The 25,808-nt window shown below is 27.5% G+C and carries 18 protein-coding genes; 4 read left to right on the top strand and 14 right to left on the bottom strand.

The genetic code is table 11. The features are described from left to right. Positions 1–4 precede the first annotated feature (4 nt). From Q1K13_RS06970 to Q1K13_RS06950, 5 genes are all read right to left on the bottom strand, one after another. Positions 5–691: a response regulator transcription factor gene (locus Q1K13_RS06970; protein ID WP_300348794.1), complete on the bottom strand. Its 687-nt coding sequence runs from the start codon at positions 689–691 to the stop codon at positions 5–7. Between the two features lie 187 nt (positions 692–878). Continuing rightward, entirely contained in the window at positions 879–2,138 is a 1,260-nt protein-coding gene (locus tag Q1K13_RS06965) for a 2-hydroxyacyl-CoA dehydratase (protein ID WP_300348793.1), read from the bottom strand. Between the two features lie 8 nt (positions 2,139–2,146). Then, positions 2,147–5,074 (bottom strand): acyl-CoA dehydratase activase-related protein, encoded by a 2,928-nt coding sequence (locus tag Q1K13_RS06960; RefSeq protein WP_300348791.1) that lies wholly within the window; start codon positions 5,072–5,074, stop codon positions 2,147–2,149. 261 nt (positions 5,075–5,335) lie between these two features. Beyond that, positions 5,336–7,324: a YgiQ family radical SAM protein gene (locus tag Q1K13_RS06955; RefSeq protein ID WP_300348790.1), complete on the bottom strand. Its 1,989-nt coding sequence runs from the start codon at positions 7,322–7,324 to the stop codon at positions 5,336–5,338. A 187-nt stretch (positions 7,325–7,511) separates the two neighbouring features. Further along, entirely contained in the window at positions 7,512–8,891 is a 1,380-nt protein-coding gene (locus Q1K13_RS06950) for an MATE family efflux transporter (protein WP_300348787.1), read from the bottom strand. A gap of 328 nt (positions 8,892–9,219) precedes the next feature. On the opposite strand from Q1K13_RS06950, the gene Q1K13_RS06945 reads away from it, so the two are divergent. Then, positions 9,220–11,823 carry a cation-translocating P-type ATPase gene (locus Q1K13_RS06945; RefSeq protein WP_300348785.1) on the top strand — a complete coding sequence of 868 codons (2,604 nt, stop codon included), beginning with the start codon at positions 9,220–9,222 and terminating at the stop codon, positions 11,821–11,823. Positions 11,824–11,862: 39 nt separating this feature from the next. Here Q1K13_RS06945 and Q1K13_RS06940 read toward each other — a convergent pair whose 3' ends face one another. The 4 genes from Q1K13_RS06940 to Q1K13_RS06925 all read right to left on the bottom strand — a co-directional run bounded on the left by Q1K13_RS06940 (position 11,863) and on the right by Q1K13_RS06925 (position 17,885). Beyond that, positions 11,863–13,479, bottom strand: a complete 1,617-nt coding sequence (locus tag Q1K13_RS06940; RefSeq protein ID WP_300348784.1) for a putative polysaccharide biosynthesis protein — start codon at positions 13,477–13,479, stop codon at positions 11,863–11,865. 21 nt (positions 13,480–13,500) lie between these two features. Continuing rightward, positions 13,501–14,475 (bottom strand): RluA family pseudouridine synthase, encoded by a 975-nt coding sequence (locus Q1K13_RS06935; protein WP_300348782.1) that lies wholly within the window; start codon positions 14,473–14,475, stop codon positions 13,501–13,503. A 50-nt stretch (positions 14,476–14,525) separates the two neighbouring features. Then, entirely contained in the window at positions 14,526–15,722 is a 1,197-nt protein-coding gene (locus Q1K13_RS06930; protein ID WP_300348781.1) for a M20 metallopeptidase family protein, read from the bottom strand. Between the two features lie 171 nt (positions 15,723–15,893). Continuing rightward, entirely contained in the window at positions 15,894–17,885 is a 1,992-nt protein-coding gene (locus Q1K13_RS06925; protein WP_300348779.1) for an ATP-dependent helicase, read from the bottom strand. Positions 17,886–18,030: 145 nt separating this feature from the next. On the opposite strand from Q1K13_RS06925, the gene Q1K13_RS06920 reads away from it, so the two are divergent. Continuing rightward, positions 18,031–19,503 (top strand): nicotinate phosphoribosyltransferase, encoded by a 1,473-nt coding sequence (locus tag Q1K13_RS06920; protein WP_300348777.1) that lies wholly within the window; start codon positions 18,031–18,033, stop codon positions 19,501–19,503. 40 nt (positions 19,504–19,543) lie between these two features. Here the strand turns inward: Q1K13_RS06920 and Q1K13_RS06915 are convergent, their stop codons facing one another. After that, entirely contained in the window at positions 19,544–19,714 is a 171-nt protein-coding gene (locus tag Q1K13_RS06915) for a hypothetical protein (protein WP_300348775.1), read from the bottom strand. 27 nt (positions 19,715–19,741) lie between these two features. Then, positions 19,742–20,077, bottom strand: coding sequence for a hypothetical protein (locus tag Q1K13_RS06910; protein ID WP_300348774.1), 336 nt, complete (start codon positions 20,075–20,077; stop codon positions 19,742–19,744). 615 nt (positions 20,078–20,692) lie between these two features. On the opposite strand from Q1K13_RS06910, the gene perR reads away from it, so the two are divergent. Beyond that, the gene (gene perR, locus Q1K13_RS06905; protein WP_300348773.1) at positions 20,693–21,112 is read left to right on the top strand and encodes a transcriptional regulator PerR; all 420 of its coding nucleotides are present in this window, start codon (positions 20,693–20,695) and stop codon (positions 21,110–21,112) included. Between the two features lie 39 nt (positions 21,113–21,151). Here the strand turns inward: perR and pepV are convergent, their stop codons facing one another. Next, complete coding sequence (pepV, locus tag Q1K13_RS06900) at positions 21,152–22,546, bottom strand: dipeptidase PepV (RefSeq protein WP_300348771.1); 1,395 nt, start codon at positions 22,544–22,546, stop codon at positions 21,152–21,154. 320 nt (positions 22,547–22,866) lie between these two features. Between pepV and Q1K13_RS06895 the strand changes: the two genes are divergently transcribed. Beyond that, entirely contained in the window at positions 22,867–24,108 is a 1,242-nt protein-coding gene (locus Q1K13_RS06895) for a 3D domain-containing protein (RefSeq protein ID WP_300348769.1), read from the top strand. Positions 24,109–24,128: 20 nt separating this feature from the next. On the opposite strand, the gene Q1K13_RS06890 is transcribed toward Q1K13_RS06895, so the two are convergent. Further along, positions 24,129–24,434: a hypothetical protein gene (locus Q1K13_RS06890; protein ID WP_300348767.1), complete on the bottom strand. Its 306-nt coding sequence runs from the start codon at positions 24,432–24,434 to the stop codon at positions 24,129–24,131. A 167-nt stretch (positions 24,435–24,601) separates the two neighbouring features. Next, positions 24,602–25,808 (bottom strand): N-acetylglucosaminidase (locus tag Q1K13_RS06885; protein WP_300348766.1); only part of this gene is annotated, 1,207 nt, incomplete at its 5' end.

The following is a 25,808-nucleotide window of genomic DNA, read 5'->3' as shown; positions in this document are numbered from 1 at the left end:
TGCTTTATTTATTTTTCTCAAATCTATATCCAATTCCTCTTATTGTTTTAATTTTCAATGGTTTTTTTGGATCTTCTTCTATTTTTTCTCTTAAATGACTTATATGTACCATAATAGTATTATCATCTCCTAAATAGTATTCCTTCCATACATTTTCATATATTTGTTTCTTAGTAAATACTCTCCCTATATTACCCATAAGCATTTCTAATATTTTAAATTCTTTTGCATTTAAAGAAAGTTCCTCACCATTTCTTTTAACTATACAACTATCTTTATATAACTCTAAATCATATATTTTTATTATCTTATTTTCTTCTTCCCCTGAATATTTATAGCATCTTCTTAAATTAGATTTTATCCTAGCCATAAGTTCAACAGGTTTAAATGGTTTTATTACATAATCATCAGCCCCAAGGCCTAATCCTAATATTTTATCATCATCTTCTATTTTGGCAGTTAAAAATATTACAGGTATTTCACTCCACTTTCTAAGTTCCTTTAATAAATTAAATCCATCCATACCCTCCATCATAACATCTAATAATGCTAAATGTATTTTTTCTCTTTTTAATATTTCTAAAGCCTCTAATCCATTTCTTGCTTTAAAAACTTCATACCCATCTTTTAAAAGATGTAATTCTAAAAGTTCTCTTATATCTTGTTCATCTTCAGCAACTAAAATATTCATAAAAAATAGCCTCCTAACATCTTGTTACCTATATTATAATATTAAATTTAATCATTTCTAAAAGTATTTTTCTTATTTAAGATACTTTTAAGATTATATTGAACATAAAATCACTTTAATATAAAAAATCAAATAAAAAGAAGAAGATAAGAATTATTAAACTCTATCTTCTTCTTTTTTATTCAAATTAATTTGAGAGATATTCACTTAATTTTGCATTTGCAAGCATTAATTTTATTCTATTTTCTTGATTTACCTTTGTTGAAGAAGGATCATAATCAACAACTACAATATTAGCTTCTGGATGTTTTTCCATTATTCCTCTAATCATACCTTTACCCACTATATGATTTGGAAGACATCCAAAAGGCTGGGCACAAACTATATTATTCACTCCACTATTTATAAGTTCTAGCATTTCAGCTGTCATAAGCCATCCTTCTCCCATTTTAACTCCTCTTCCAATATATTCTTCAACTGAATTTTTAAGTTCTTTAAAAGGAGTTGGAGCATTAAAATTAGAATAGCTATTTATTGACTTTATCATTAACTTTTGCAAGTGTTCTAAATAAGAATTTGCTATTTTAGTTATCTTACTAGACATTTTTTTCATTCCATAGAGCTTTCTATCAATTTCTGAGTTTGATAGACAATACATAAAGAAATCAGTAACTCCAGACATAACAACCTCTGCATTATCTCCTCTTAAAAACTTTTCTAATTCATTATTGCCAAGAGGTGAATATTTAAGATATATTTCTCCAACTATTCCAACTTTAACTTTCTTTTCTTTTTTTAGCTCTAATTTAAAAAAAGATTCTACTATTTCTTTATATATTTTTCTAACTCTAATATAAGATACTCCCTCAAATTTTTCTTTTAAATATTCTATCTGATTATCTAAAAGAATATCAGTTTCTCCTTTATTTTTCTCATAAGATTTGCATTGGTTATATAACCACATTAACATATCTCCATAAAAAAGAGCATATACACACTTTATTAAAAGTCCAGGATACATCTTAAAACCTTCATGTTTTTCTAAGCCACTAGCATTTAAAGAAATTACAGGAATATTTTCTAATCCATTTTCTTTTAATGCCTTTCTAAGAAGATGGATGTAGTTTGACGCTCTGCATCCCCCACCTGTTTGACTCATTATTAAAGCTATTTTATTTTTATCGTATTTCCCACTTTTTATAGCCTCCATAAGCTGCCCTATTACAATCATAGCTGGATAGCATATATCATTATGGACACTTTTTAATCCTTCTTCAATTGCACTATTTGTGTCACCATTAAAAAATTCTAATTTATATCCATACTTTTTCATTATTCCTGATAAAAGCTTAAAATGTATTGGTAGCATTGTAGGAGCTAAAATTGTATGTGTTTTTTTCATTTCCTTAGTAAACACTGCAAATCCATTATTTTCACTTTTCGTCATATTATCACCTATTTCTGTATTACTGCCTCTAGTAAACTTCTAATTCTTATTTTTGCTGCACCTAAGTTATTTGTTTCATCAATCTTAAGCTGAGTATATATTTTATTATTTCTCTCTAATATGTCTTTAATTTCATCTGATGTTATAGCATCTGTTCCACATCCAAAAGATACTAGTTGTATAAGTTCAATATTTTTATGAGAAGCCACGTAAGCTGCAGCGTTATAAAGTCTTGCTTGATATGTCCATTGATTAAGTATATGAATTTCTGGCTTTTCATCTATAATATCTAAAGAATCCTCTGAAAGAACAACAACTCCAAGACCTGTTAAAAGCTTATCTATTCCATGATTTATTTCAAGGTCCACATGATATGGTCTACCAGCTAATACAATTGAAGTTAAATTGTTTTCTTTTGCATATTTTAAAAATTCTTTTCCTTTTTCCTTTAAATCCTTAGTATATTCATAGTACTCATTAAATGCTATTTCTAAGGCTTTCTTAACTTCTCTTAATTTTATATCTTCTTTTAATTTTTTTAAAATTTCATATAAATTCTTAGCTAATAATTTTCTATTATTTAAACTTAAATAATCCATAATAAAATTAGATTCTTGAAGTCTTTTAACATTTGTTTTTAAAAGTTCAGGATAATATGCAACTACTGGACAATTAAAACAGTTATCAGATATTCCTTCATCAAAATTGTAACTCATACAAGGATAGAATATATTCTTAATTCCTTTATCTAAGAGATTATCTATATGACCATGAGCTAATTTAGCAGGATAACACACAGTATCTGAAGGTATTGTATGTTGCCCCTTTAGATAAATTTTCTTATTAGATTCATCTGATAAGACCACATTAAATCCAAGTTCTTTAAAAAAGGTAGCCCAAAGAGGAATATTTTCATACATATTTAAAACCATAGGTATTCCTATTATTCCTCTTTTTCCTCCTTCTAATGATTCATAACTTCTTATTTTTTTATATTTATATTGATACATATTAGGAAGTTCATCACAAACTTTTTTCCCAGTTGGTCTTTCACATCTATTTCCTGATATATATCTTTCACCTTCATTAAAAATATTTATTGTAAGATTACATCTATTAGTACATAATCCACACTTAGCTATTTTAGATTTATGAGTAAATTTTTCTAATTCCTCACTAGATTTTATCTTACTTATTCCTTTACTTTTCTTTTTAGCATAAAGTGCGCATCCATATGCCCCCATAAGTCCTGATATACTAGGTCTTATAACATTTTTATTAAGTTCTTTTTCAAAAGCTCTTAATATTGCGTCGTTATACATTGTTCCTCCTTGAACAATGATATTATTGCCTAATTCATCTATACTTCTTGCTCTTATAACTTTATACAAAGCATTTTTTACTACACTAACAGAAAGTCCTGCTGAAAGATCTGAAACTGTGGCACCTTCTTTTTGAGCCTGTTTTACAGATGAATTCATAAACACAGTACATCTTGAACCTAAATCAGCACCATTTTTAGCAAACAAACCAAGCTTAGAAAAAGTTTCTACATCATATCCCATTTGATTTGCAAAACTCTCTATAAATGAACCACATCCAGATGAACAAGCTTCGTTAAGCATTATGTTTGCAACTATTCCATTTTTTATTTTAAAACACTTTATATCTTGTCCACCTATATCAAGTATAAAGTCTACATTTGGATTAAAATGACTAGCTGCTATATAATGAGCTACTGTTTCAACAATTCCATAATCTATAGAAAAGGCTTTTTTTACAAGCTCTTCTCCATATCCAGTAACAGCACTACCAACTATTTTAATCTTTTCACCACATATTTTATATATTTTTTTCAACTCTTTTTTTAATACCTCTACAGGATTTCCTTTGTTAGAACCATAATATTCATATAAAATATTATCTTCTTTATCTATTAAAACAACCTTAGTTGTAGTACTACCTGCATCTATACCTATATATGACTCTCCAGTATAGTTTTCTATAGGTTTTGAAAGAACCTTAGCCTTACTATGTCTTTTTAAAAACTCCTCATACTCCTCTTCACTATTAAATAAAGGTTCAATAGTATTCATAGTTTTTATTTCTTTATGATTCTGTTTTATTATTTTTAAAAGTTCATCATATATGTATTCTTTATTTTCTTCTTTAGAATATAAAGCACTTCCTATGGCTACAAAAACCTGAGCATTTTTAGGAGAAACTACATTTTCATCACTTAATTTTAATGTTTCAACAAATCTTTCTCTAAGTCCTTTGCAGAAATAAAGAGGTCCTCCTAAAAACATTACCTTACCTTCTATATTTCTTCCCTGTGCAAGCCCTCCAATAGTCTGATTGACTACTGATTGAAATACACTAGCTGATATATCTTCTTTTCTAGCACCTTGATTTAATAAAGGTTGTATATCAGTTTTTGCAAAAACTCCACATCTTGATGCTATTTCATATATATTTTCATGTTCTAAACTTAAATTATCCATCTCATTAACAGTTAAGCCCATTAAATGAGCCATTTGATCTATAAAAGCTCCTGTACCACCAGCACAACTTGAATTCATTCTTTCTTCAAATCCACCAGTTAAGAATATTATTTTAGCATCTTCTCCTCCAAGTTCTATGGCTACATCAACATCATTATAATCTTTTTTTATAGCAAGTGTTGTTGCAAATACCTCTTGAACAAAAGGCAGATTATATTCAGTAGCTATTCCATATCCAGCAGAACCTGTTATTGCTATTTTAAATTTCTCATCTTTAATTAGATCTTTTATATTCTCAAGTTCTTCTATAAGTTTTTCTCTTACTTTTGAATAATGTCTTTCATAATTTGAATAGATAACATTATCGTCCTTATCTAATACAATACATTTTAGCGTAGTAGAACCTGCATCAATACCTATTTTATAATACAAATTAATGCCACCTCTTTATTATTTATTAATTATTTTTTTAAACGAATAATTTTTTTGGTTTATTATTCATCTTTTGTTAACTCTTTATTAACTATATCATAAATAAATAATTATATCATCAAAAAAAATTTATTATTTCAAGAAATGCTTAAACTTATTTTTTGAGTTTATTTTCAATTATCACAAAAAACTTATTCCTTATATAATACAAAAAATATACAAAAAGATACTAGAATTTGAATAAATCCTAGTATCTTTTTCTTACCTTCTTTTTCCTCTTGAAGAACTTCTTCCAGTTCTTTGTTTCTTACTATGAGAACTCTTTCTCTTTGAAACTTCCCCTTCTTTTCCTCTTCCTTGAGAAGATTTTCTTCCATCTCTTCTTACATTACTATTATTATTTTTTTCATTTTTACTATGATTTCTATGGTAATTATTATATCCTCTACTATTTTTATCTCTTATTAAACATTTAGGACCGTCCCCTATTAAATCTTCTCTTCCAGCTTTAACTAAGGCATCATAAACTATATTATAGTTCTTAGGATTTCTAAATTGAAGTAATGCTCTTTGCATTGCTTTTTCTTCCTTACTTCTTGGAATATAAACTTCTTCCATTGTAAGTGGGTCTAATCCTGTATAGAACATTGTAGTTGATGCTGTTCCTGGTGTTGGATAAAAATCTTGTACTTGTTCTGGTTGATAATTAATATCTCTCAAATATTCTGCAAGCATAACTGCATCTTTTAACTCACAACCTGGATGACTTGACATTAAGTATGGAATTATATATTGTTTCTTTCCTATTTTTTCTGTTATTCTAAAAAATTTCTTTCTAAATTCTTCGTAAGTTTTACCAGCAGGTTTACCCATATATTTTAAAACATTTGGAGACACATGCTCTGGTGCAACCTTTAACTGACCACTTACATGATGTTCAACTAATTCTTTGAAGAATGTATCATCTTTATCAGCCATTATGTAATCATATCTTAATCCTGAACGTATAAATACTTTCTTTATTCCTGGTAATTTTCTAACCCTTCTTAATAAATGTAAGTATTCTTTGTGATCTACCTCCATGTTTTTGCAAATTCCAGGTTCCATACATTTTTTATGTTTACATGCACCTAATGTTAATTGCTTTTTACATGCAGGTTTTCTAAAGTTAGCTGTTGGTCCTCCAATATCATGAATATATCCTTTGAAATCTTTATATTTTGTAATATCTTTAGCTTCTTCTACTATAGAATCCTCACTTCTACTAGTAACAATTCTCCCTTGGTGGAATGTTATAGCACAGAATGAACAGTTACCTGAACATCCTCTTGAACTTACCAAACTAAATTTAACCTCTTCTATAGCTGCAATACCACCATCTTTTTCATATATAGGATGATATGTTTTTTGATATGGAAGTGCATATACTTTATCTAACTCTTCTCTTGATAAAGGTACTTGAGGTTTATTTATAACAACATATTTTCCATTATGTTCTTGAACTAAAGTTCTTCCTCTAATAGGGTCTTGTTCCTCATATTGAGTTCTAAAACATTCTGCATAAGTCCTTTTATCTGCTGCTACTTCTTTAAATGAAGGAAGAACTATATGCTCTTCATATATTTCATCTAAACTATCTGCTATGTAACAAGTTCCTGGTATATGTCTTATGTATTTCCCTTCAAATCCTTGATTTAAAAGATCTGCAACCTCTACTATTTGTTTTTCACTCATTCCATATATTAAAAGGTCTGCTCCACTATCAACCAATATTGATTTTCTTACCTTGTTTTCCCAGTAATCATAGTGAGCAAATCTTCTTAAGCTTGCCTCTATTCCACCAATTACAATATTTACATCTTTATATGCTTCTCTTATTTTATTACAATAAACTATTGTAGCCCTATCTGGTCTCTTACCCATTTCTCCTTTAGGAGTGTATAGATCTTTCTTTCTTAACTTCTTACTTACTGTGTAGTGGTTAACCATAGGATCCATATTTCCCCCATTAACTAAGAAACCTATTCTTGGTCTTCCCAACTTTTTAAAATCATCTACACTTTTCCAATCTGGTTGAGCAATTATACCAACTTTATATCCAGCGTTCTCTAAAATCCTTGATATAATGGCTGCTCCAAAACTGTGGTGGTCTATATATGCGTCTCCTGTTACAAGAACAAAGTCACACTGTTCCCAACCTCTTTCTATCATATCCTCTTTGCAAATTGGCAAAAATTTATTTTCACTCATTTATTCACCTACTTGTCTATTCTTAAGATTATCTATATTTAAATTAACTTCTAAATAAATCTTCATATGATTATAACATTAAAAATGATATAAAACAAAGTTTTATTTTACACCATTTTAATCTAATAACTTAGAATCAAGAATGATACTATTTGTCTATTCTAAATTTTTTGAAAATTATTATTGGTTACCTAAAAACAATATCTTCCTCTGATTTTTTTGAAAGACTTTTCTTATAGAAAACAATAAAACATACTATGGTAGATAGTGAAGCTATTATATCTGCGAAAGGCTCTGCCATAAGAACTCCCTTTAATTTATCTGAAGATAATAATAAAGGAAGTATATATATAAATGGTATTAGTAGCACTATTTTTCTTAGTAATGCTAATATTAAAGAAATTTTAGCTTGTCCTAATGCTAGAAATGTCTGTTGGCATGCTATTTGAGCTCCTAAAAGCAATGCACCTGAAAAGTATATTTTTATACTCCAAGATGTTATTTTCATAAGTTCTTGATTATTATTAAATATTCTTACAAACAATTCAGGTCTAATCATTAAAAAAACCCACACAGTAGTTGTAAATACCATACAAGATATTAAAAGTAATTTAAAGGCCTTTTTAACCCTATTTATTTGTTTAGCACCATAATTATAACTTATAATAGGTTGAGCCCCCTGAGAAAGTCCAACAAGTGGTAATAATACAATTTGCATAAGACTACTCATTATAGTCATTGAACCTACAGCTAAATTCCCACCATATTTAAGCAAACTATTATTCATATTTATAATTACCAAACTCTCAGTTACTTGCATAATAAATGGAGAAATTCCAAGTACTATTACAGAAAACATAATATTAAACTTTGGTACTAAGAATTCTTTTCTTATTCTCAAGGTACTATATTTCCCAAATAAGAAATGTATAACCCATAATGCTGAAACAAATTGTCCAATTATTGTTGCTAAAGCAGCTCCCTTAACTCCCATATTAAATCCAAATATTAAAATTGGATCTAAAACTATATTTATAACAGCCCCTACAATGACTGTGATCATTCCAACCTTTGTAAAGCCCTGAGTATTTATAAAAGGATTCATTCCTAAAGCTATTTGAACAAATAAAGTACCTATCAAATATATTCCTAAATAATCTAAGGCATAGCCAATTGTAGCTTCACTTGCCCCAAAGGCCCACAAAATAGGTTCCTTAAAACCTAAGAAAAATAAGGTTAAAATAACTGCTAACCCAATAAGAGTGGAAAAACTGTTAGTCATAATTTCTTCTGCTTCATGATTTTTCTTTTTACCCATTTTAATAACTGCAAGAGGTGCACCTCCCATCCCAATCAATGCACTAAATGCCGAAACTATCATTATTATTGGAAAGGCAACTCCAATACTAGCCATAGCCATATCTCCACTTGGCAATCTTCCTATAAAAATTCTATCAACTATGTTATAAAGCACATTAACTAACTGAGCTACAATAGCTGGAGTAGCTAATCTAAAAAGTAATTTACCTATACTACCATTTCCTAAATCTGATGACTTTCTACTCATATTAACCCCTTTCTTTTTTATATCTTTAGCCAATTTAAATAGTTTCCTAAATATACCTAAATCAAACTTTTATTCTATTTCTTTAAAAGTACTAGGTTTAAATCCTTACTTAATTTATTATTTAATACTTTAAATATATAAATTAATTTTACTAAGATTCATAATTATATACTTTCATTTTGTAAAAAATTTATAATAATTTAAAATATTATTTTAAATCATTACTTTATAACCTATTTAAATACAATATTTTATATAAATTTTAATATATCCGTATTTTTTCCTTAAAAATCTGTAAGCTAATATAATGAGAAAGGATGTGATTTATTTGTGGTATAAAAAATCTAACGAAGACGTATTAAAAGAATTAGGTGCTGACAAAAATAATGGCCTTACCTCACAAGAAGCCTTAAATAGACTTAATAAATATGGTAAGAATAAAATTTCCTCTAAGAAAAAGAAATCTTTAATTCATCAAATTTTCTCCCAACTTAAGGATGTAATGATATATATTCTTATAGCAGCTGCAATAATTTCAGCTTCTCTAGGAGAAATAAGTGATGCATTAATCATACTTTTAGTAGTATTAATAAATGCAATTATAGGTATTGTTCAAGAATCTAAAGCTGAAAAAGCCTTAGAAGCATTAAAAGAATTATCAACTCCTAAGGCTTTAGTTAAAAGGGATGGTGAATTAAAAGAGATTTTATCAGAAGAAGTTGTTCTAGGTGATATTGTAATCTTAGATGCAGGAAGATATGTTCCTGGTGATTTAAGACTTATAGAAACTGCTAACTTAAAAATAGAGGAATCTGCATTTACAGGAGAATCTATTCCAACTGAAAAAGATTCTTTATTTCTTCCTAAAAAAGATGTACCTATTGGAGATAGAAAGAATATGGCTTTCATGTCAACTCTAACAACCTATGGTCGCGGTACTGGGGTTGTTGTTGGAACAGGTATGAACACAGAAATAGGTAAAATAGCTAAAATGATTGAAAATGAAAAAAATGAAGCTACTCCTCTTCAAAAAAAATTAAGCGAACTTGGTAAAATTCTCGGCATTTTAGCTATTAGTATATGTTTATTAATATTTACAGTTTCATTTTTCCAAGGAAGAAATCTTTTAGAAATGCTTTTAACCTCTATCTCATTGGCAGTTGCAGCAATTCCTGAAGGTTTGCCTGCTATAGTAGCTATTGTTTTGGCTTTAGGTGTTCAAAGAATGGTTAAGAAAAATGCTATTATAAGAAAATTACCTGCCGTAGAAACCTTAGGTTCTGTAAGTATTATATGTTCAGATAAAACTGGAACCCTTACTCAAAATAAAATGACAATAAAAAACCTTTATGTTAATGATTCTTTTTTCAATGATGAAAATTTTCAAAGTAAATCAAAAGAATCAAAACTATTAATAAACTGTATGACCTTATGTAATGATGCAACATATTCAGAAAAGAATCAAACTGGTGATCCTACAGAAATAGGACTTTTAGAATATTCTTTTAAATTAAACATATTTAAAGAAGATTTAGAAAATAAGTATAAAAGAATTGATGAAATTCCTTTTGATTCTCATAGAAAATTAATGACTACTGTAAATATTATAAATGATAAAACAAGAGTATTTACTAAAGGTGCATTAGATTCTATATTGCCTATATGCAATAAAATACAAATAGATGGAAAACTTTTAGAATTTACTAATGAATATAAAAATAAAATTTTAGAAAACTCTAATATAATGTCTGATAAAGCACTTAGAGTTTTAGCTTTTGCATACAAAGATATTTCTAAAGATAATATAATACTAAACTCACTTGAAAATGATTTAATATTTATAGGAATGATTGGAATGATAGACCCTCCTAGGTTAGAAGTTAAAGATTCTATAACACTTTGTAAGAGAGCTGGAATAACTCCTATTATGATTACAGGTGATCATAAAAATACTGCTTTTGCTATAGCACATGAACTTAAAATAGCAGAAGATATTTCTCAATCCTTGACTGGAAAGGAGATAGATAAAATAAACCAGGAAACTTTCAATAAAGAAATAATAAAATATAGAGTTTTTGCAAGAGTATCACCAGAACACAAAGTTAAAATAGTTAAGGCATTTAAATCACATGGAAATATTGTTTCTATGACAGGTGATGGAGTAAATGATGCACCTTCATTAAAAGCTGCAGACATAGGAGTTGCCATGGGTATAACAGGAACTGATGTATCAAAAGGCGCTGCAGATATGATTTTAACTGATGATAATTTTAAAACTATTGTATCTGCTATAGAGGAAGGAAGAAAAATTTATTTAAATATAAAAAAATCTATTGTTTTCCTTCTTTCTTGTAACCTAGGAGAAATAATAACACTATTTACCGCCATTTTGTTAAACTGGAATTCTCCACTTCAGCCTATTCATATACTTTGGATTAACCTTATTACAGATAGTTTTCCTGCTTTAGCTTTAGGTGTTGATGAAACAAAAGAAAATGTAATGGATAAACCACCTAGAAATCCAAAAGAAAGTATATTTACAAAAGTAGATAAATTCCAGCTAGTAATAAATGGACTTTTAATAGGAGGAATAACACTTTTTGCTTTTAAATTAGGTGAAAAATTATATAAAGACTCTTTATTACATGCTCAAACAATGACATTTTTAGTTTTAAGTATATCTCAACTTTTCCTTTCACTTTCTATTAGAAGTAATAAAAAATCTGCTTTTTCACTCGGTTTATTTTCTAATAAATATTTAGTTTACTCAATAATTTTAGGAATAACTCTTCAAGTAATAATAATATCTGTATATCCGATTGCAAGTTTATTTAAAGTAACACCACTTTTGTTATATGACTGGATTGTAATTATATTAACTTCACTTATTCCATTCATGATAAATGAGATGTTAAAATTATTTAAAAAGTAATAAAAAAAATAAGGCCAGTTTAAATACTGACCTTATTTTTTATTTAATATTCTTCTTTAAGAACTTAGGCATAACCTTAAGAAGTTTTGGAGATATTTCTTCAATATCAGCTTTCTTAATTCCACCTAAAACTATAATAGCATGAAGATACATAAATCCACTTATTGCTATTATTACAAGTAATATTGGAATACCAACTAAAGTCCTAACTGAATTTAAATCAATAAAGAATGCTAAAATAAATTTAATAACAAATATTCCAACGCCCATATAAGCTGATGCTAATAAAGGCTTTAATGCATTTCTAAAGATTGATAATTTCATTTTCAAGGTTTTTCTCATTCTAAAATGATTTAATATTAAAGATATTGAAAAAGCAACCATACCTGAAATTACAGCTCCATATATATTTATACTTCTATTGGCAACTAAAGTCATATTAAGTGTAAACTTAACAACTATACTTAAAGCTAGTGTAAATAAAACATAATAAAACTGACTTACACTTTGAAGTATTACATTCTGTATAAGAACTATTCCCATTAAAGGAATTACGGCTGCTCCAATTACCATCATCATATGTCCATTTGTATCTGGGAAAATATAATTATAAATATTTTCACTTAATAAAGCTAATCCAACTGCTGATGGTATTGATACAAGATATGTAACCCTCATTGAAAAATTTATTTTATTCTTTATCTCTTTCTTATCCTTTAGTATGTAAGCTTTAGAAATTGCAGGTAAAGCCATATATCCTAAAGATGTTATAAATACCATAGGTACATTAAATAAAGTCTTATATCTAGTTGAATAATATCCATATAAAGCATTGGCTGCATTTTGTGAATATCCCGCAGCACCAACTAGCCTATTACTTACAGTTAACATGTCTATGATATTTCCAAGATTCTGAAGTCCTGTACTTAAAGTTATAGGAAGTGCATACTTAAATAAAGTTCTTGCTATTTCTTTTCCTCTTAATCTTTTAACTTCTGGATTCTGTTTCTTTTTAGCCTCTTTTTCAACTCCATATAAATTATATATATAAATTAAATATATAACGGCTATTAAGGCTCCAATTGAAGTACCTATAGTTCCACCAGCAACACCTAATGAAACACTATATTTAATAAGAAAATAAGCACATATTAAGCTTAAACCTACATTTACTATCTGCTCTATAATTGTTGCTATAGATATTGGTGTAGCCTGAGATCTTCCTAAAAAATATCCTTTGTAAGTAACTAAAACAGTTGTAACCATTATTGTAGGTGCTAAGAATATTATAGGATAAACCATTTCTGGTGTTTCACTTATTGTGGCTATAAAATTAGCACTTAACATTAATCCAATTGTAAATAAAGTTCCTACTATAAGTAAGAATGTTCTTGAAATCTTAAAACTTCTTAAGGCATCCCTATAATTCCCTACTGCATTTAATTCTGAAACATGCTTTGATATTGCTGTTTGTAATCCTACATTGGTTAATGCATATACAAAAACAAATATATCATAGGTTTTGCCGTATATTCCCATACCAACATCCCCTATAATACTAGTAAGTATTGGTACATAAACTAAAGATAATACCTTAGCAATAATACTTGCAATAGAAATTATTGCAAATCCTTTAGTTATAGACTGCTCTTTCATAAAAATCTCCCATCTTAAAAACTAAATTCTAAATTTAAATACATCTTTCTTTATTTTTTTAAACATTGGAGGTAATCCTTGGGCTATTGTTTTATTTTTTAAATAGCTAAATTTATCTGGAACTTCCTTAAATGTAACTTTGAAAGCATAAAGGAATTGATATGTTAAACCGAATTTGTTTTCAAAGAATGAATTCATTTTATTATCTCCATATTTAAAATCTCCAACTATAGGATTTCCTAAATGAGCTAAATGAGCTCTTAATTGATGACTTCTTCCTGTTATAAGCTCAATTTCAAGTAATGAGAATGCTCCGTTAGTTTGAATAACTTTTACATCCATTGCTATTTTCTTTGTATCTTGTTTTGGTGTATCATAAACTTTTGATTTATTAATTTCATCATCTTTTGATATATAAGCTTCATATTTTCCAGGAGCTATTTTACCTTTTACTAATGCACAGTAATATTTTTTAACTTTTCTTTCTCTTATCATCTCATTTAATAGCTTTAATCCTTCAAAAGTCTTTCCAAAGAATACTATTCCTGAAGTATTTCTATCTAATCTATTACAAGATGCTGGTGTAAAAGTTAATTCATTTTCTGGAACATAATCTCCTTTTTTAAATAAATAAGATAGTACATAATCTGTTAAAGTAGGTTCACCATTTTTCTTATCTGAATGAACTAATACTCCTGGCCATTTTTCAACTAATACCATATTTTCATCTTCATATACAACTTGAAGAGAACCAGAATCAACCATTTGGAAATTCATCTTTCTTTTTTCTTTTGTAACAACACTTTGAAGATATCTTATTTCTATGATGTCTCCCTCTTCAAGAGCATATTTTTCCTTTTGTTTTTTTCCATTTACTCTTATATCGCCTTTTCTTAAAGCTTTAAAAATCGCACTTAAAGGTACATCCTTTAAATATTTTCTTAAAAACTTATCAAGTCTCTGACCTGCTTCATTCGTACCTATTTCTATTTTCAAATTACTTCACTCCTAATAAATCTTTTTCATTATTATAGATTAATATTAAATTACTCCCTTGTCAAATAATTTAATGCAGCACCACTTTGAATGGCAACACCTATTGGTAGTAGGTCTTCATCTATATCAAATAAACTATTATGAGCTGAATGAATTATATCTTTAGTTTCATTTCTAGCACCTAAGAAATAAAATGCTGAGTCTCTTTCTAAGGCAAAGTAAGCAAAACTTTCAACTCCAAGCTTTGGTGCTGGTTGTTCTTTAACATTTTTTTCTCCTATTATTTCCTTAGCAGTTTCTGAAACTAAGTCAACAACCTCATCATTATTATAAAGGCAAGGATAACTTTCTTCTATAATAACTTCACATTCTCCTCTCATAGCAGTACATATTGAAGTTGAAATCTCTTCAAGTCTTTTTTTTGCATAAGCTCTATCTTCTAATGTCATAGTTCTTATAACACCCTTTAAAACAACTTCATCAGGTATTATATTCTGAGCTGTTCCCCCATTTATACTTCCAACAGTAACAACAGCAGGATTTACTGGTTTTATCTCTCTACTTACTATTGTTTGTAATCCTAAAACAACCTGTGAGGCCATAACTATTGGATCTATTGCCATGTGAGGATATGCACCATGACCTCCTCTTCCTTTTATTTTTATTGTGAAAGGATTAGAAGCTGCATTTACAACTCCTTTTTTTATCATTATTTCTCCAACATTTAATGTCTCCTCAACGTGTAAGCCAATAATTTTATCAACTTTTGGATTTTCTAAAACTCCATCTTCTATCATAAGTGGAGCACCACCTGTTGTTTCTTCTGCTGGTTCAAATAACAATTTAACAGTTCCACTAAATTCATCCTTATGCTTATTTAAAAGCTTAGCTGCACCTAATAAAATTGACATGTGAGCATCATGTCCACAAGCATGCATTTTACCACTTACCTTAGATGAATAAGGACATGATTTTTTATCAGTCATAGGAAGACCATCTATATCACTTCTTAAGGCTATGCATCTTTTTTCTTTATTTCTATCTTCTAAAGTTCCTCTTATTATTCCACAAACTCCAGTTTTAGCTGTTTCTAAATATTCTATCCCCTCATTTTTCAGAAATTCTTTTATCTTTCCTGAAGTTCTCCACTCTTCAAATCCCAGTTCTGGATTTTCATGAAAATCTCTTCTTAAATTTATTAAAATATCTTTTATTTCTTTAGCTTCATTTAATAAATCTTTATTCATTTTTCCACCTACTTTTGTATAAATTTTTATTTATATTCAATTTATTTATATTTTTGATTATATATCACTATTTTTTTTTATTCAAATTATTTCTTTTTATATAATCATCATTTACGAGTATATTGTTTAAGATGTAAAATACAAAAAAACAAAGCAAAATTTGCTTTGTTTTTATATTTTATGGTTTATTTTTTCTATTAAATTATTTTGTACTATGGTTTTTAATGAAAATTTTTTACTCTCTCCCTTTATAAATAAAATTTCAACAGTATCTTTTTCTATGGCTATTATTTCTCCTTTGCCAAAATAATTATGTTGTATAACATCCCCCTCCATAATTCCAAAATCTATTTTTTCTATTTCTTCTAGGCCTATATTCTTTAAAAAAATAGATTCCTCTTTAAATTTACCTCTTATATTTTTAGGAGAATATAGATAAACATTATTTATAGCCCTTGTTACCCCAACATAAAATAATCTTCTCTCTTCCTCTAAGTTTTCCATGCTATTTTTATGTGGAATACTCTCATCTACAATATTAACTATATGCACATTTTTAAACTGCATTCCCTTAACACCATGCATAGTACTTAATATAACTTCATCTATATTTCCCTTTGAATTTAAATTTTCTAAATTTTCTTCAACACTTTCTATATGTGTTAAAAACTGAATTATTGTTTTAAAATCACTTGCTGAACTTTTAAACTCTTCAACAATTTCTAAAAGTTCATCCTGATTTTGCTTAAACTTTGTACAATATTCTCTTATATATTGGCTATATTCTAAATCACTTAATATAAAGTCTATGGCACTATTTAATGATAGTTTATTTAAATAGGCGATATCACACTTAAGTTCTTCAAGCTTTCTTTTTTGAAAAGGATGAGTTCCTTTTGATTCCATAAGTATATCAAAAACATTATCCTTTTTTTTAGAAGTTTTAACTTCATAAGCTGCCCCTTTAGAAACGTATCTAAAAGGTTTGTTTATTATTTTTCCAAAGGCCTCCTTATCATAAGGGTCTATAGATAATTTAAGATATGCGATTAAATCCTTACATATAAAGTGATTAAAGAAATTATACTCCTTATCTAGAAGTTTAAAAGGTATCTTTTTTCTAATAAAAGCATCTATAAAACTTCTACTTTCTAGGTTAGTTCTATATAAAATAGCATTATCTGAATATTTTTCTCCTGAATTTTTAGATTCAATTATTCTCTTAACTATTAAATTTGCCTCTTCTGATTCATTAAAAGGTTTTTTAAGATCTATTTTCCCTTCATTACTATTGTTTGAAAGTATTTCTTTTTTATATCTTTCCTTATTATGTTTTATTATCTCCTTTGATAAATCAACAATATTTTTAAGACTTCTATAATTATATTTTAAATAAACATTTTCATTTTCTTCAAAAAGTTCTTTAAAGTTTATCATGCATTTAGGTGAAGCTCCTCTAAAAGAATAAATACTTTGGTCTTCATCTCCAACACAAAAAACATTGTTATTTATAAGCCTTAAAAATTCTAACTGAATTTCATCACAATCTTGAAACTCATCAACTAATATATGTTTTATTAAATTCCTATAATATGCTAAAATGTGAGGTTTACTTTTCAAAAGTTCCAAAGCCTTTATCTGAAGATCATCAAAATCTAAAAGTCCCCTTTGATTTTTAAAGTCCTCATAAGCCTCGTAACATTTTAAAAATATATCATTTGGCATTGACACATCTATTTCATACTTAGATGTCTTAGTTCTTGATATATTATTTAAAACTTCCTTTATTTTATCATCACTTACTTCTTCAGTATAATTACTTAATACTTTCCTTATAACATTATAAGAATCTCTGCTTTCAATAATCCTTATTTCTTCTTTATTCCTAAGAAGTATTTTACAAAAAAGACCATGAAAAGTTCCAAAGAAAGGTATTACTCCTTCTTTATAACTTCCCTTAAATCTTTCTTTCATATTTTCTGCTGCGGCTTTTGTGAATGTTATAACTATAATATTTATTCCACTTACTTTTTTCTCTTCTAACAAATGTTTTATTCTACCTAAAATAACAGTTGTTTTCCCAGCACCTGGTGGTGCAACAACTAAAACACTCTTTCTAGAAGCTTTAACAGCTTCCATTTGAAATTTATCTAATCTAAGCATATACTTCTCCTAGTTTATAAATTAACTTTAATTATTGACTAAAATTATATTATCAAAACATAATTTTAATAACATATATATTGTAATAATTCTTCCAAGTGGTTACAATAGTTAGTGAAACTTATTAAAAGGAGATAATTTTTATATGGATTATAAGTTTGATGTAAAAAACCCTAGAAATCTTACAATGCTAGTGGATTTCTATGAACTTACAATGGCAAATGGTTATTTTAAAAATGGAATAGAAAATAAAATTGCCTATTTTGATATGTATTTTAGAAGAGTGCCAGATGGCGGTGGATATTGTATTATGTCTGGTGTTGAACAATTAATGGAATACTTATCAAACCTAAAATTTTCAGAAGATGACATAGAATACTTAAAATCAAAAAACATGTTTTGTGATGAATTCTTAGAATTTTTAATAAATTTCAAGTTTATTTGTGATGTTTGGGCAATTCCAGAAGGAAATCCAGTCTTCCCTAATGAACCTTTAGTTATAGTAAAAGGTCCTGTAATACAAGCACAATTTGTTGAAACTATGATACTTCTTACTATAAACCACCAAACTCTAATAGCTACAAAGGCTAATAGAATATGTAGGGCTGCAGAAGGTAAAACAGTAATGGAATTTGGTTCTAGAAGAGCTCAAGGATATGATGGAGCTATTTATGGAGCTAGAGCTGCTGCAATAGGCGGATGTCACTCTACAGCTTGTACAATAGCTGACCAAATGTTTAATATTCCAGCCATAGGAACTATGGCTCATAGTTGGATTCAATTGTTTGGTGATGAATATGAAGCATTTAAAGCGTGGGCTGTTGCATATCCTGATAATTGTACATTATTAATAGATACTTACAATGTATTAAAATCTGGAATACCTAATGCAATCAAAGTTTTTGATGAAATATTGAAGCCTATGGGAAAAAGACCAAAAGGAATAAGAATTGATAGTGGAGATATAACTTACCTTTCTAAAAAATGTAGAAAAATGTTAGATGATGCTGGCTATCCTGATTGTAAAATAATAGTTTCAAATTCATTAGATGAACATATCATACGAGATGTTTTAAGCCAAGGTGCTTTTATTGATGTCTTTGGTGTAGGAGAAAGACTTATAACAGCAAGATCCGAGCCTGTTTTTGGTGGAGTTTATAAATTAGTTGCCGTTGAAGATGAAGAAGGAAACATAATTCCAAGAATTAAAATAAGTGAAAATGAAGAAAAAATAACAAACCCAGGCTTTAAAAGATTAGTGAGAATCTTTGATAAAGATAATAATACAGCTTTAGCAGATTTAATATTATTAAATAGCGAAAATATAGACTCAAGTAAACCTTTAGAAATATTTGATCCAATACATGTTTGGAAGAGAAAAACACTTAATAACTATTATATAAAAGATTTACTTGTTAAAATATTTGATAAAGGAAAGGTTTGTTATTCAAATCCTTCAGTTATGGAAATAAGAGAATATGCTAAAGAAGAATGTGCTAAGCTTTGGCCTGAAATTTTAAGATTTGAAAATCCTCATACTTATTATGTAGATTTATCAACTGGACTTTGGAATTTAAAACATAACTTACTTCATAGATATTTGAATATCTATAAATAACAAAATAGACGCTTCTAAAATATGAAGCGTCTATTTTTTATTAGTTGGCTTTACAATTTAAAACAAGATTTATATCATCCTCTTGTTCAAAACTCTTATCTAAATACAGAGAAAAAATACACTCTTCACCTGTATTATTCTCATTCATTGGACATTCTTTATAACATCCAACCTTTGCCCTCTCATTGGACCAAAATGGACAATGCGCCATATTATACCCTCAATCCCCTCTTAAAAATTATAACCTAGTGTTTAATCCACTATTTTTAATAACAGTTATATTTGTAAGTTCATTTTGGAAAGCTTTAAGTAAAGCTTTTTCTAAAACTTTTTCATGATCAAAGTTTTCTACATCTTTACATACAGCAAAAACTTTATTTGTTTCACCCATAACATTTCTATAAGTTAATGTAACATTAGGTTTGTCATATTCTACATCTACGATTTTAATTCCCCAAGATAAAGAAGCATAATCCCCTTCTTTCTTTAGAAGACTTAAATCCTTTAATCTCTCTTTTTCTTGATTAGGATCTGTAACAATTATTAATTCATCTCCAACTTTATACTTTGACATAATTAACCTCCTATGTAATTAATTTATATAGTAAAGTTTACCACTTATTGAAACACAAGTAAAGTAATTATACCTTTATATACAACTTATATTACTTCTTATAAAGTCTTTTTTTCTTATTTTTAAGTAATTTACATTTTAAATTACTTAAAAATACACTTCATTTATAACATATTATTATAAAAAAATAATTACTTATGCTTGCAATTATTTTTTTATCGAGTAAAATATTAATAGTGATTTAAAATATTCAACTTAAAATTCTATTGGTTAAGCAAATAATTTTTAGAGGTATTTAAAGTTAACACTTTAATACCTTTTTTTCTTTCAAAGAAAATTTTTATTATACTAAACAAAATGCATGTTGTTATAAATATTTTTATAAAATAAAAAAAAGAACAGTTTTACTGTTCTTAAAGGAAAATGAAATGAACACGGAAAAACTTTGTTAATTAATTAACAACTTTTATATTAATTTTATCATATAATATGTTTTTTTGCAAGTTATTTTTAAAACTTTCAAAAATTATCATTAATATTAAAAGATAATTTTTGACATATAATAATTATTATTATATAATAAGATTAATTATTAATATGATAGGAATGGTGCAAATGGACAATATAACTACTATTTTTAAAGAAAAAAAATTAAAATTAACACCTCAGAGAATCGCTGTTTATAAATACTTAAAAAGTACAAAAGAACATCCTTCAGCTGAGACAATTTACAAAGCTTTACAAGAAGATTACCCTACAATGTCACTTGCTACAGTGTATAAAGCTTTAAAAACCCTTGTAGAAGTAGAACTTATTCAAGAAATAAATGTTGGGGAAGGTAACTTTAGATATGATGGTAATGCTAAAGATCACTGTCATATTCAATGTTTAGCATGCGGTAAGGTTGATGACATAGAACATTTAGATTATACACATTTAAATGAAGAGGCACAGAAACATTCAAATTATAGAGTACTTTCAAATAAAATGTATTTTTATGGAATCTGTGAAGACTGTCAAAATAGACATGAATAAAAGAGTGGAACTCTCCACTCTTTTATTTTTTAAATTTTATTATTTTGCTAATTCATATAGAGCTTTAGCATATATTTTACTTATTAAAACTAAATCCTCAATTTTTATATACTCATTTGGTTTATGTATAACATCTGGTTCTCCAGGAAATATTGGTCCAAATGCAACTATATTAGGCATTTCTTTTGCATAAGTTCCCCCACCAATTGACATTAATTTAGCCTCTTCTCCAGTTTCTTCTTTATAAACTTTTTGAAGTGTTTTAATTAAATCCTCTTCTGGTGAGAAATATAATGGTTTTTGATGTTCAAAGTTTTCAATTTTTATTCCTGTTCCTTGTATTCTATCATTAAATGGATCCATCATATCAGCTAAAGTTTTTGTAACAGGATATCTTAAATTTAAAGTAAGTTTTCCTTCTTTATTATTTAAATCTATAATTCCTACATTAAAGCTTACTTTTCCTGATGCTTCATCTTCTAAGAATATTCCAAACTTTTCTCCATAAACATCTTCGCCTATATTCTTATCTAAAAATACTAAAAACTCTTTTAAATCATCATTTGACAAATCAAGCATTGTCAAAAGCTTAATACTTTGCATAATGGCATTTACTCCTTTTTCAGGAGTACTTCCATGGGCAGATACTCCAAATACCTTTAATAATATTGACTTTTCTTCTAAACTTACTTCTGCTTTTATTCCAAGTTTTTTAATATTTTCTTCTAGTATAGAACATACCTTTTTAGAATCTTTAGCTTTTAACTTACTCTCACATAAACTTGCAACAACATTAGAAGCTACTCCACCTTTTATACTTTCAATAATAACTTCTGCATCTTTATCTATATTTTCAAAAGATTTAACTATATCAAAAATTGTAATTCCTTTTTCTCCATTTATAATTGGAAAATCCGCATCTGGAGTAAATCCTGAAACTGGTGCTTTTTCATGTTCCATATAATATTCAATATCCTTACTTCCTGTTTCCTCATTAGTTCCAAATATTATTCTAATTCTTTTAGATAAAGGTAAGTTTAATTCTTTTATTGCTTTTAAACCATATAAAGATGCCATTATAGGACCTTTATCATCAGTTGTTCCTCTTCCATATATCTTTCCATCATGTATTTCAGCACCATAAGCTGGGTACTTCCATCCATCACCTTCTGGAACAACATCTAAGTGTCCTAAAGATGCAACATATTCTTCTCCATCACCATATTCAGCATATCCAACATTACCATCTAAGTTTACTGTTTTAAATCCTAGTTCCTCTGAAACCTTTAATGCATATTCTAAAGATTTAGAAACTCCTTCTCCAAAAGGCATCCCCTCTTTAGCTTCACCTTCTACACTTTTTATTCTAATAATCCCTTGTACTGATTCAATTAATTCATCTCTTAATTCATCAATTTTACTATTTAAATCCATTATTACACTTCCTTATAACTTAACTTCTTATTAATATTTATTAAAAATATAATATCATATCACTATAAATATTTCCAATTTATTATTTATAAATATAAACTTAAATTTTAACCTAATATTAGTATTCTCTCACAATAACCCATATTAAAATTACAATTTTTAAAAACAAACTCTCTATTTTTATAAAATTTAATTTCTTCTTTATTATATTTCTTTATACAATTTATTTTTTATTTATTCAATATTGTGATATAATTCAATAATATAGTGTTAACTATACTTAAGTTGTGGACATAATAATAAAAGGAGTGTACTTTATTATGAAAAAAAAGATTTTATCAACTTTATTGGTAATTACCATTAGTCTTTCAACTTCTCAAATAGTACTTGCCGATTCAGTTAGTGAAACAAAATCAACAATACAGGAAAACAAAGTAAAGTATGTACAACTAGATAACGAAATTATGTCTCTTAACTCTCAAGTTGCAGAATTAACTACTCAAATAGAAGAATTAAATTCTAAACTTGAAGAAAATAAGACAAAATTTAAAGCTACAGAAGAAAATTTAAAAGAAACTGAAAGTAAGGTTAGTTCTATTAAAGAAAAAATTAATGAAAAACAGAATATTCTAGGCCAAAGATTAAGAGCTATGTACAAAACTAAAGATTCTATGAATCCAATAGTTTTTTTACTTAAATCAGATAATTTAGCAGATTTAATAAACAGAATAGAGGCCTTAGCTAAGGTTACTGCCTTAGATAAAAACCTTATAAATAGCTTAGATTCTCAAAAAGAAAATCTTAATAATGATATTTCCAAATTAGAAAGAGAAAAACTCGAACTTAATGAACTTAAGGTTTCAACAGAAAACTCATTAAAAGAGTTAGATAGTAAAAAGTCTGAAGAACAAGAAAAAGCAAAAGAATTAAACAATCAAAAAGAAGCTGTTTTAGAATTAATAAAAGAAAATGAAAATTCTCTTATTTCTCACTCAGTTTCAACTATTAATTCATCAAATGCTATTAATGAACTTGAAAGTGCTGTAAACACTTTAAATCAATTAATACCACAACTTAATATTGATTCAGTAAAAACTACAGCCACTAATGCTGTACAAGCCGCTAATAGTAAGATAAGCACTTTAAAGGCTGAAAAAGCTAAAGAAGAAGCACAAAAAGCTGAAGAAAAGGCTGCTAAAAATAAAACTTCTAATAATCCATCTAGTGATTCTAATGGTAGTTCAAACCAACCTAGTAGTGGAAGTTATAAAAAGACGCTTTCTGTACAAGCAACAGCTTATTCTGGAGGAACAATCACTAAAATGGGATTAACACCTGTTAGAAATCCTAATGGAATAAGTACCATCGCTGTAGATCCTAGTGTAATACCTTTAGGTTCAAAGGTTTATATACCTGGATACGGATATGCAATTGCATCAGATACAGGTGGAGCTATTAAAGGAAATATAATAGACTTATATATGAATTCTCATGATGAATGTATATCTTGGGGAAGACGTCAAGTTACTCTTAATATAGTAGCATACCCTGGAGAATGGTAAAAAAGATAAGACATTTTGTCTTATCTTTTTTTAATACCTTTATTTTTATTAAAAATTTTAAGAAATAAAAGTATTAACATAAATACAAGAATTGACATTAAAATTATTACTAAAAAAGCTAAAACATCTTTAAAAGTAAGACCAACTTGTTTTAATATATTCTGCATCTTAATATTTATTTTAATAACACCCCAAATCACCAAAGCAGCAACAACACTAAAAGATGCTGCTGTTAAACCTATTTTAGACCTATTTACTATACAGACTATGCCTATGATAGCAAAGGTAATTATTACAAAAATAAATCTCAAATCTAAAATTTCCAAATTATATTTCTCCCTAAAATAATATCACTATTATTTTACTTTTCATGGTGATTAATTATTACTCTCTCTTAATTTAAATAAAAAAAAGAAGTCTTAAAAAAGACTCCTTATATATATGATTAAACAATACTTAATTTGACTAATTTTAATTTCTAATTTAATTTGCATTATGAAAATTTAGGAACTTCAAATGTAAAGTTTTTATCTAAATATAAATCTTCATAACCACTCATTATATTTGCTATACTTGATGCATACCAAGGAGTCGTTGCATATTGATGCCACATATTAGCAATATTAGGATTATACCTCATCTTATAAAGTGTATTTTGTTCATATCTTGAACTATGAACATAATTTAAAGAAACAAACTGTGCTGCTCCTTTTATTGCGTTTTCTACACTTGTCCATCCTTTGTTATATGCATAAGTTGTTCCTAATATCAAAGCTCTGTTAGGGAATACAGATGAATTATCCTTAGCTCCTATTCCAAATAAATTATATACTTTAACTGGACTTGGCAATTTAATCATATGATATCCTATTAATTGACCATAACTATTGTATATAGGTTTACTTTCATCTGCAATTTCAGTTATTGTAACTCCTTTTGCAAGTTTACTTGTGCCATTTCCTGTTTCATGCAAACATTGAGCAACTAAATATATAGGATCTATATTGTACGCTTTAGCACCATTTACAAAAGCTTGGCCTTGCCCAGTTAAAATACCTTTATTAGTTAATCTACTACTTAGTTCTTCTACATTTACTGATCTAAACTTATCAATTCTTAAAAATTGAAGTCTATTTGTAGCCTTTGCAGGATTTATATATTTTTCAAATTCAGAATATGAGTAATTAACAGGATTACTCTTTTGTTGCATTTTTATATATTCTTGCATTGATACACCATATGGAATTGTAGTATGATTTCCTAAATCTAAATTTGGATTAACAGTTGAATCTCCATCAAATATACTTATATATTTAGATGAAGCATAAGCTTCTTTCCCCTTATAATTTATCTTATAGAATCCATTTTCCTCTCCTAATATATCAATACTTTCACCTGAGCTTAAAACACCAAGTATTTGAGAAGAAGTATTAGCTTCTTTTCTTACATTTAATCCATTTGTAGAATTAACAATTCCTACTTTATTTTCAGGTTCTACCGGTTCACTCGGTTCTATTGGCTTTTCTATATCTTTTATATTTGTTATATATTCCTTAGCTACATATCCATGTGATCCTTTATATTCTATCTTATAAAATGCTCCTGACTCTCCAACTATTGTTACTTGTGTTTGTCCTTTTAAACTTCCTATTATTTTACTACTTGTACTAGCTCCCTCTCTTACATTTAATGAGCTAGTT

This window comes from Clostridium sp., assembly GCF_029267215.1.
GTDB lineage: Bacteria > Bacillota > Clostridia > Clostridiales > Clostridiaceae > Sarcina.
Note: the sequence above shows the minus strand (reverse complement) of the source record. Positions and strands in the feature narration are given on the sequence as shown.

Coding starts and splice junctions, on each gene's coding strand:
- Q1K13_RS06970 (WP_300348794.1), bottom strand. CDS start 691: ATGAATATTTTAGTTGCTGAAGATGAACAAGATATAAGAGAACTTTTA.
- Q1K13_RS06920 (WP_300348777.1), top strand. CDS start 18,031: ATGGATTATAAGTTTGATGTAAAAAACCCTAGAAATCTTACAATGCTA.
- Q1K13_RS06915 (WP_300348775.1), bottom strand. CDS start 19,714: ATGGCGCATTGTCCATTTTGGTCCAATGAGAGGGCAAAGGTTGGATGT.
- Q1K13_RS06925 (WP_300348779.1), bottom strand. CDS start 17,885: ATGCTTAGATTAGATAAATTTCAAATGGAAGCTGTTAAAGCTTCTAGA.
- Q1K13_RS06930 (WP_300348781.1), bottom strand. CDS start 15,722: ATGAATAAAGATTTATTAAATGAAGCTAAAGAAATAAAAGATATTTTA.
- Q1K13_RS06910 (WP_300348774.1), bottom strand. CDS start 20,077: ATGTCAAAGTATAAAGTTGGAGATGAATTAATAATTGTTACAGATCCT.
- perR (WP_300348773.1), top strand. CDS start 20,693: ATGGACAATATAACTACTATTTTTAAAGAAAAAAAATTAAAATTAACA.
- Q1K13_RS06955 (WP_300348790.1), bottom strand. CDS start 7,324: ATGAGTGAAAATAAATTTTTGCCAATTTGCAAAGAGGATATGATAGAA.
- pepV (WP_300348771.1), bottom strand. CDS start 22,546: ATGGATTTAAATAGTAAAATTGATGAATTAAGAGATGAATTAATTGAA.
- Q1K13_RS06950 (WP_300348787.1), bottom strand. CDS start 8,891: ATGAGTAGAAAGTCATCAGATTTAGGAAATGGTAGTATAGGTAAATTA.
- Q1K13_RS06940 (WP_300348784.1), bottom strand. CDS start 13,479: ATGAAAGAGCAGTCTATAACTAAAGGATTTGCAATAATTTCTATTGCA.
- Q1K13_RS06965 (WP_300348793.1), bottom strand. CDS start 2,138: ATGACGAAAAGTGAAAATAATGGATTTGCAGTGTTTACTAAGGAAATG.
- Q1K13_RS06895 (WP_300348769.1), top strand. CDS start 22,867: ATGAAAAAAAAGATTTTATCAACTTTATTGGTAATTACCATTAGTCTT.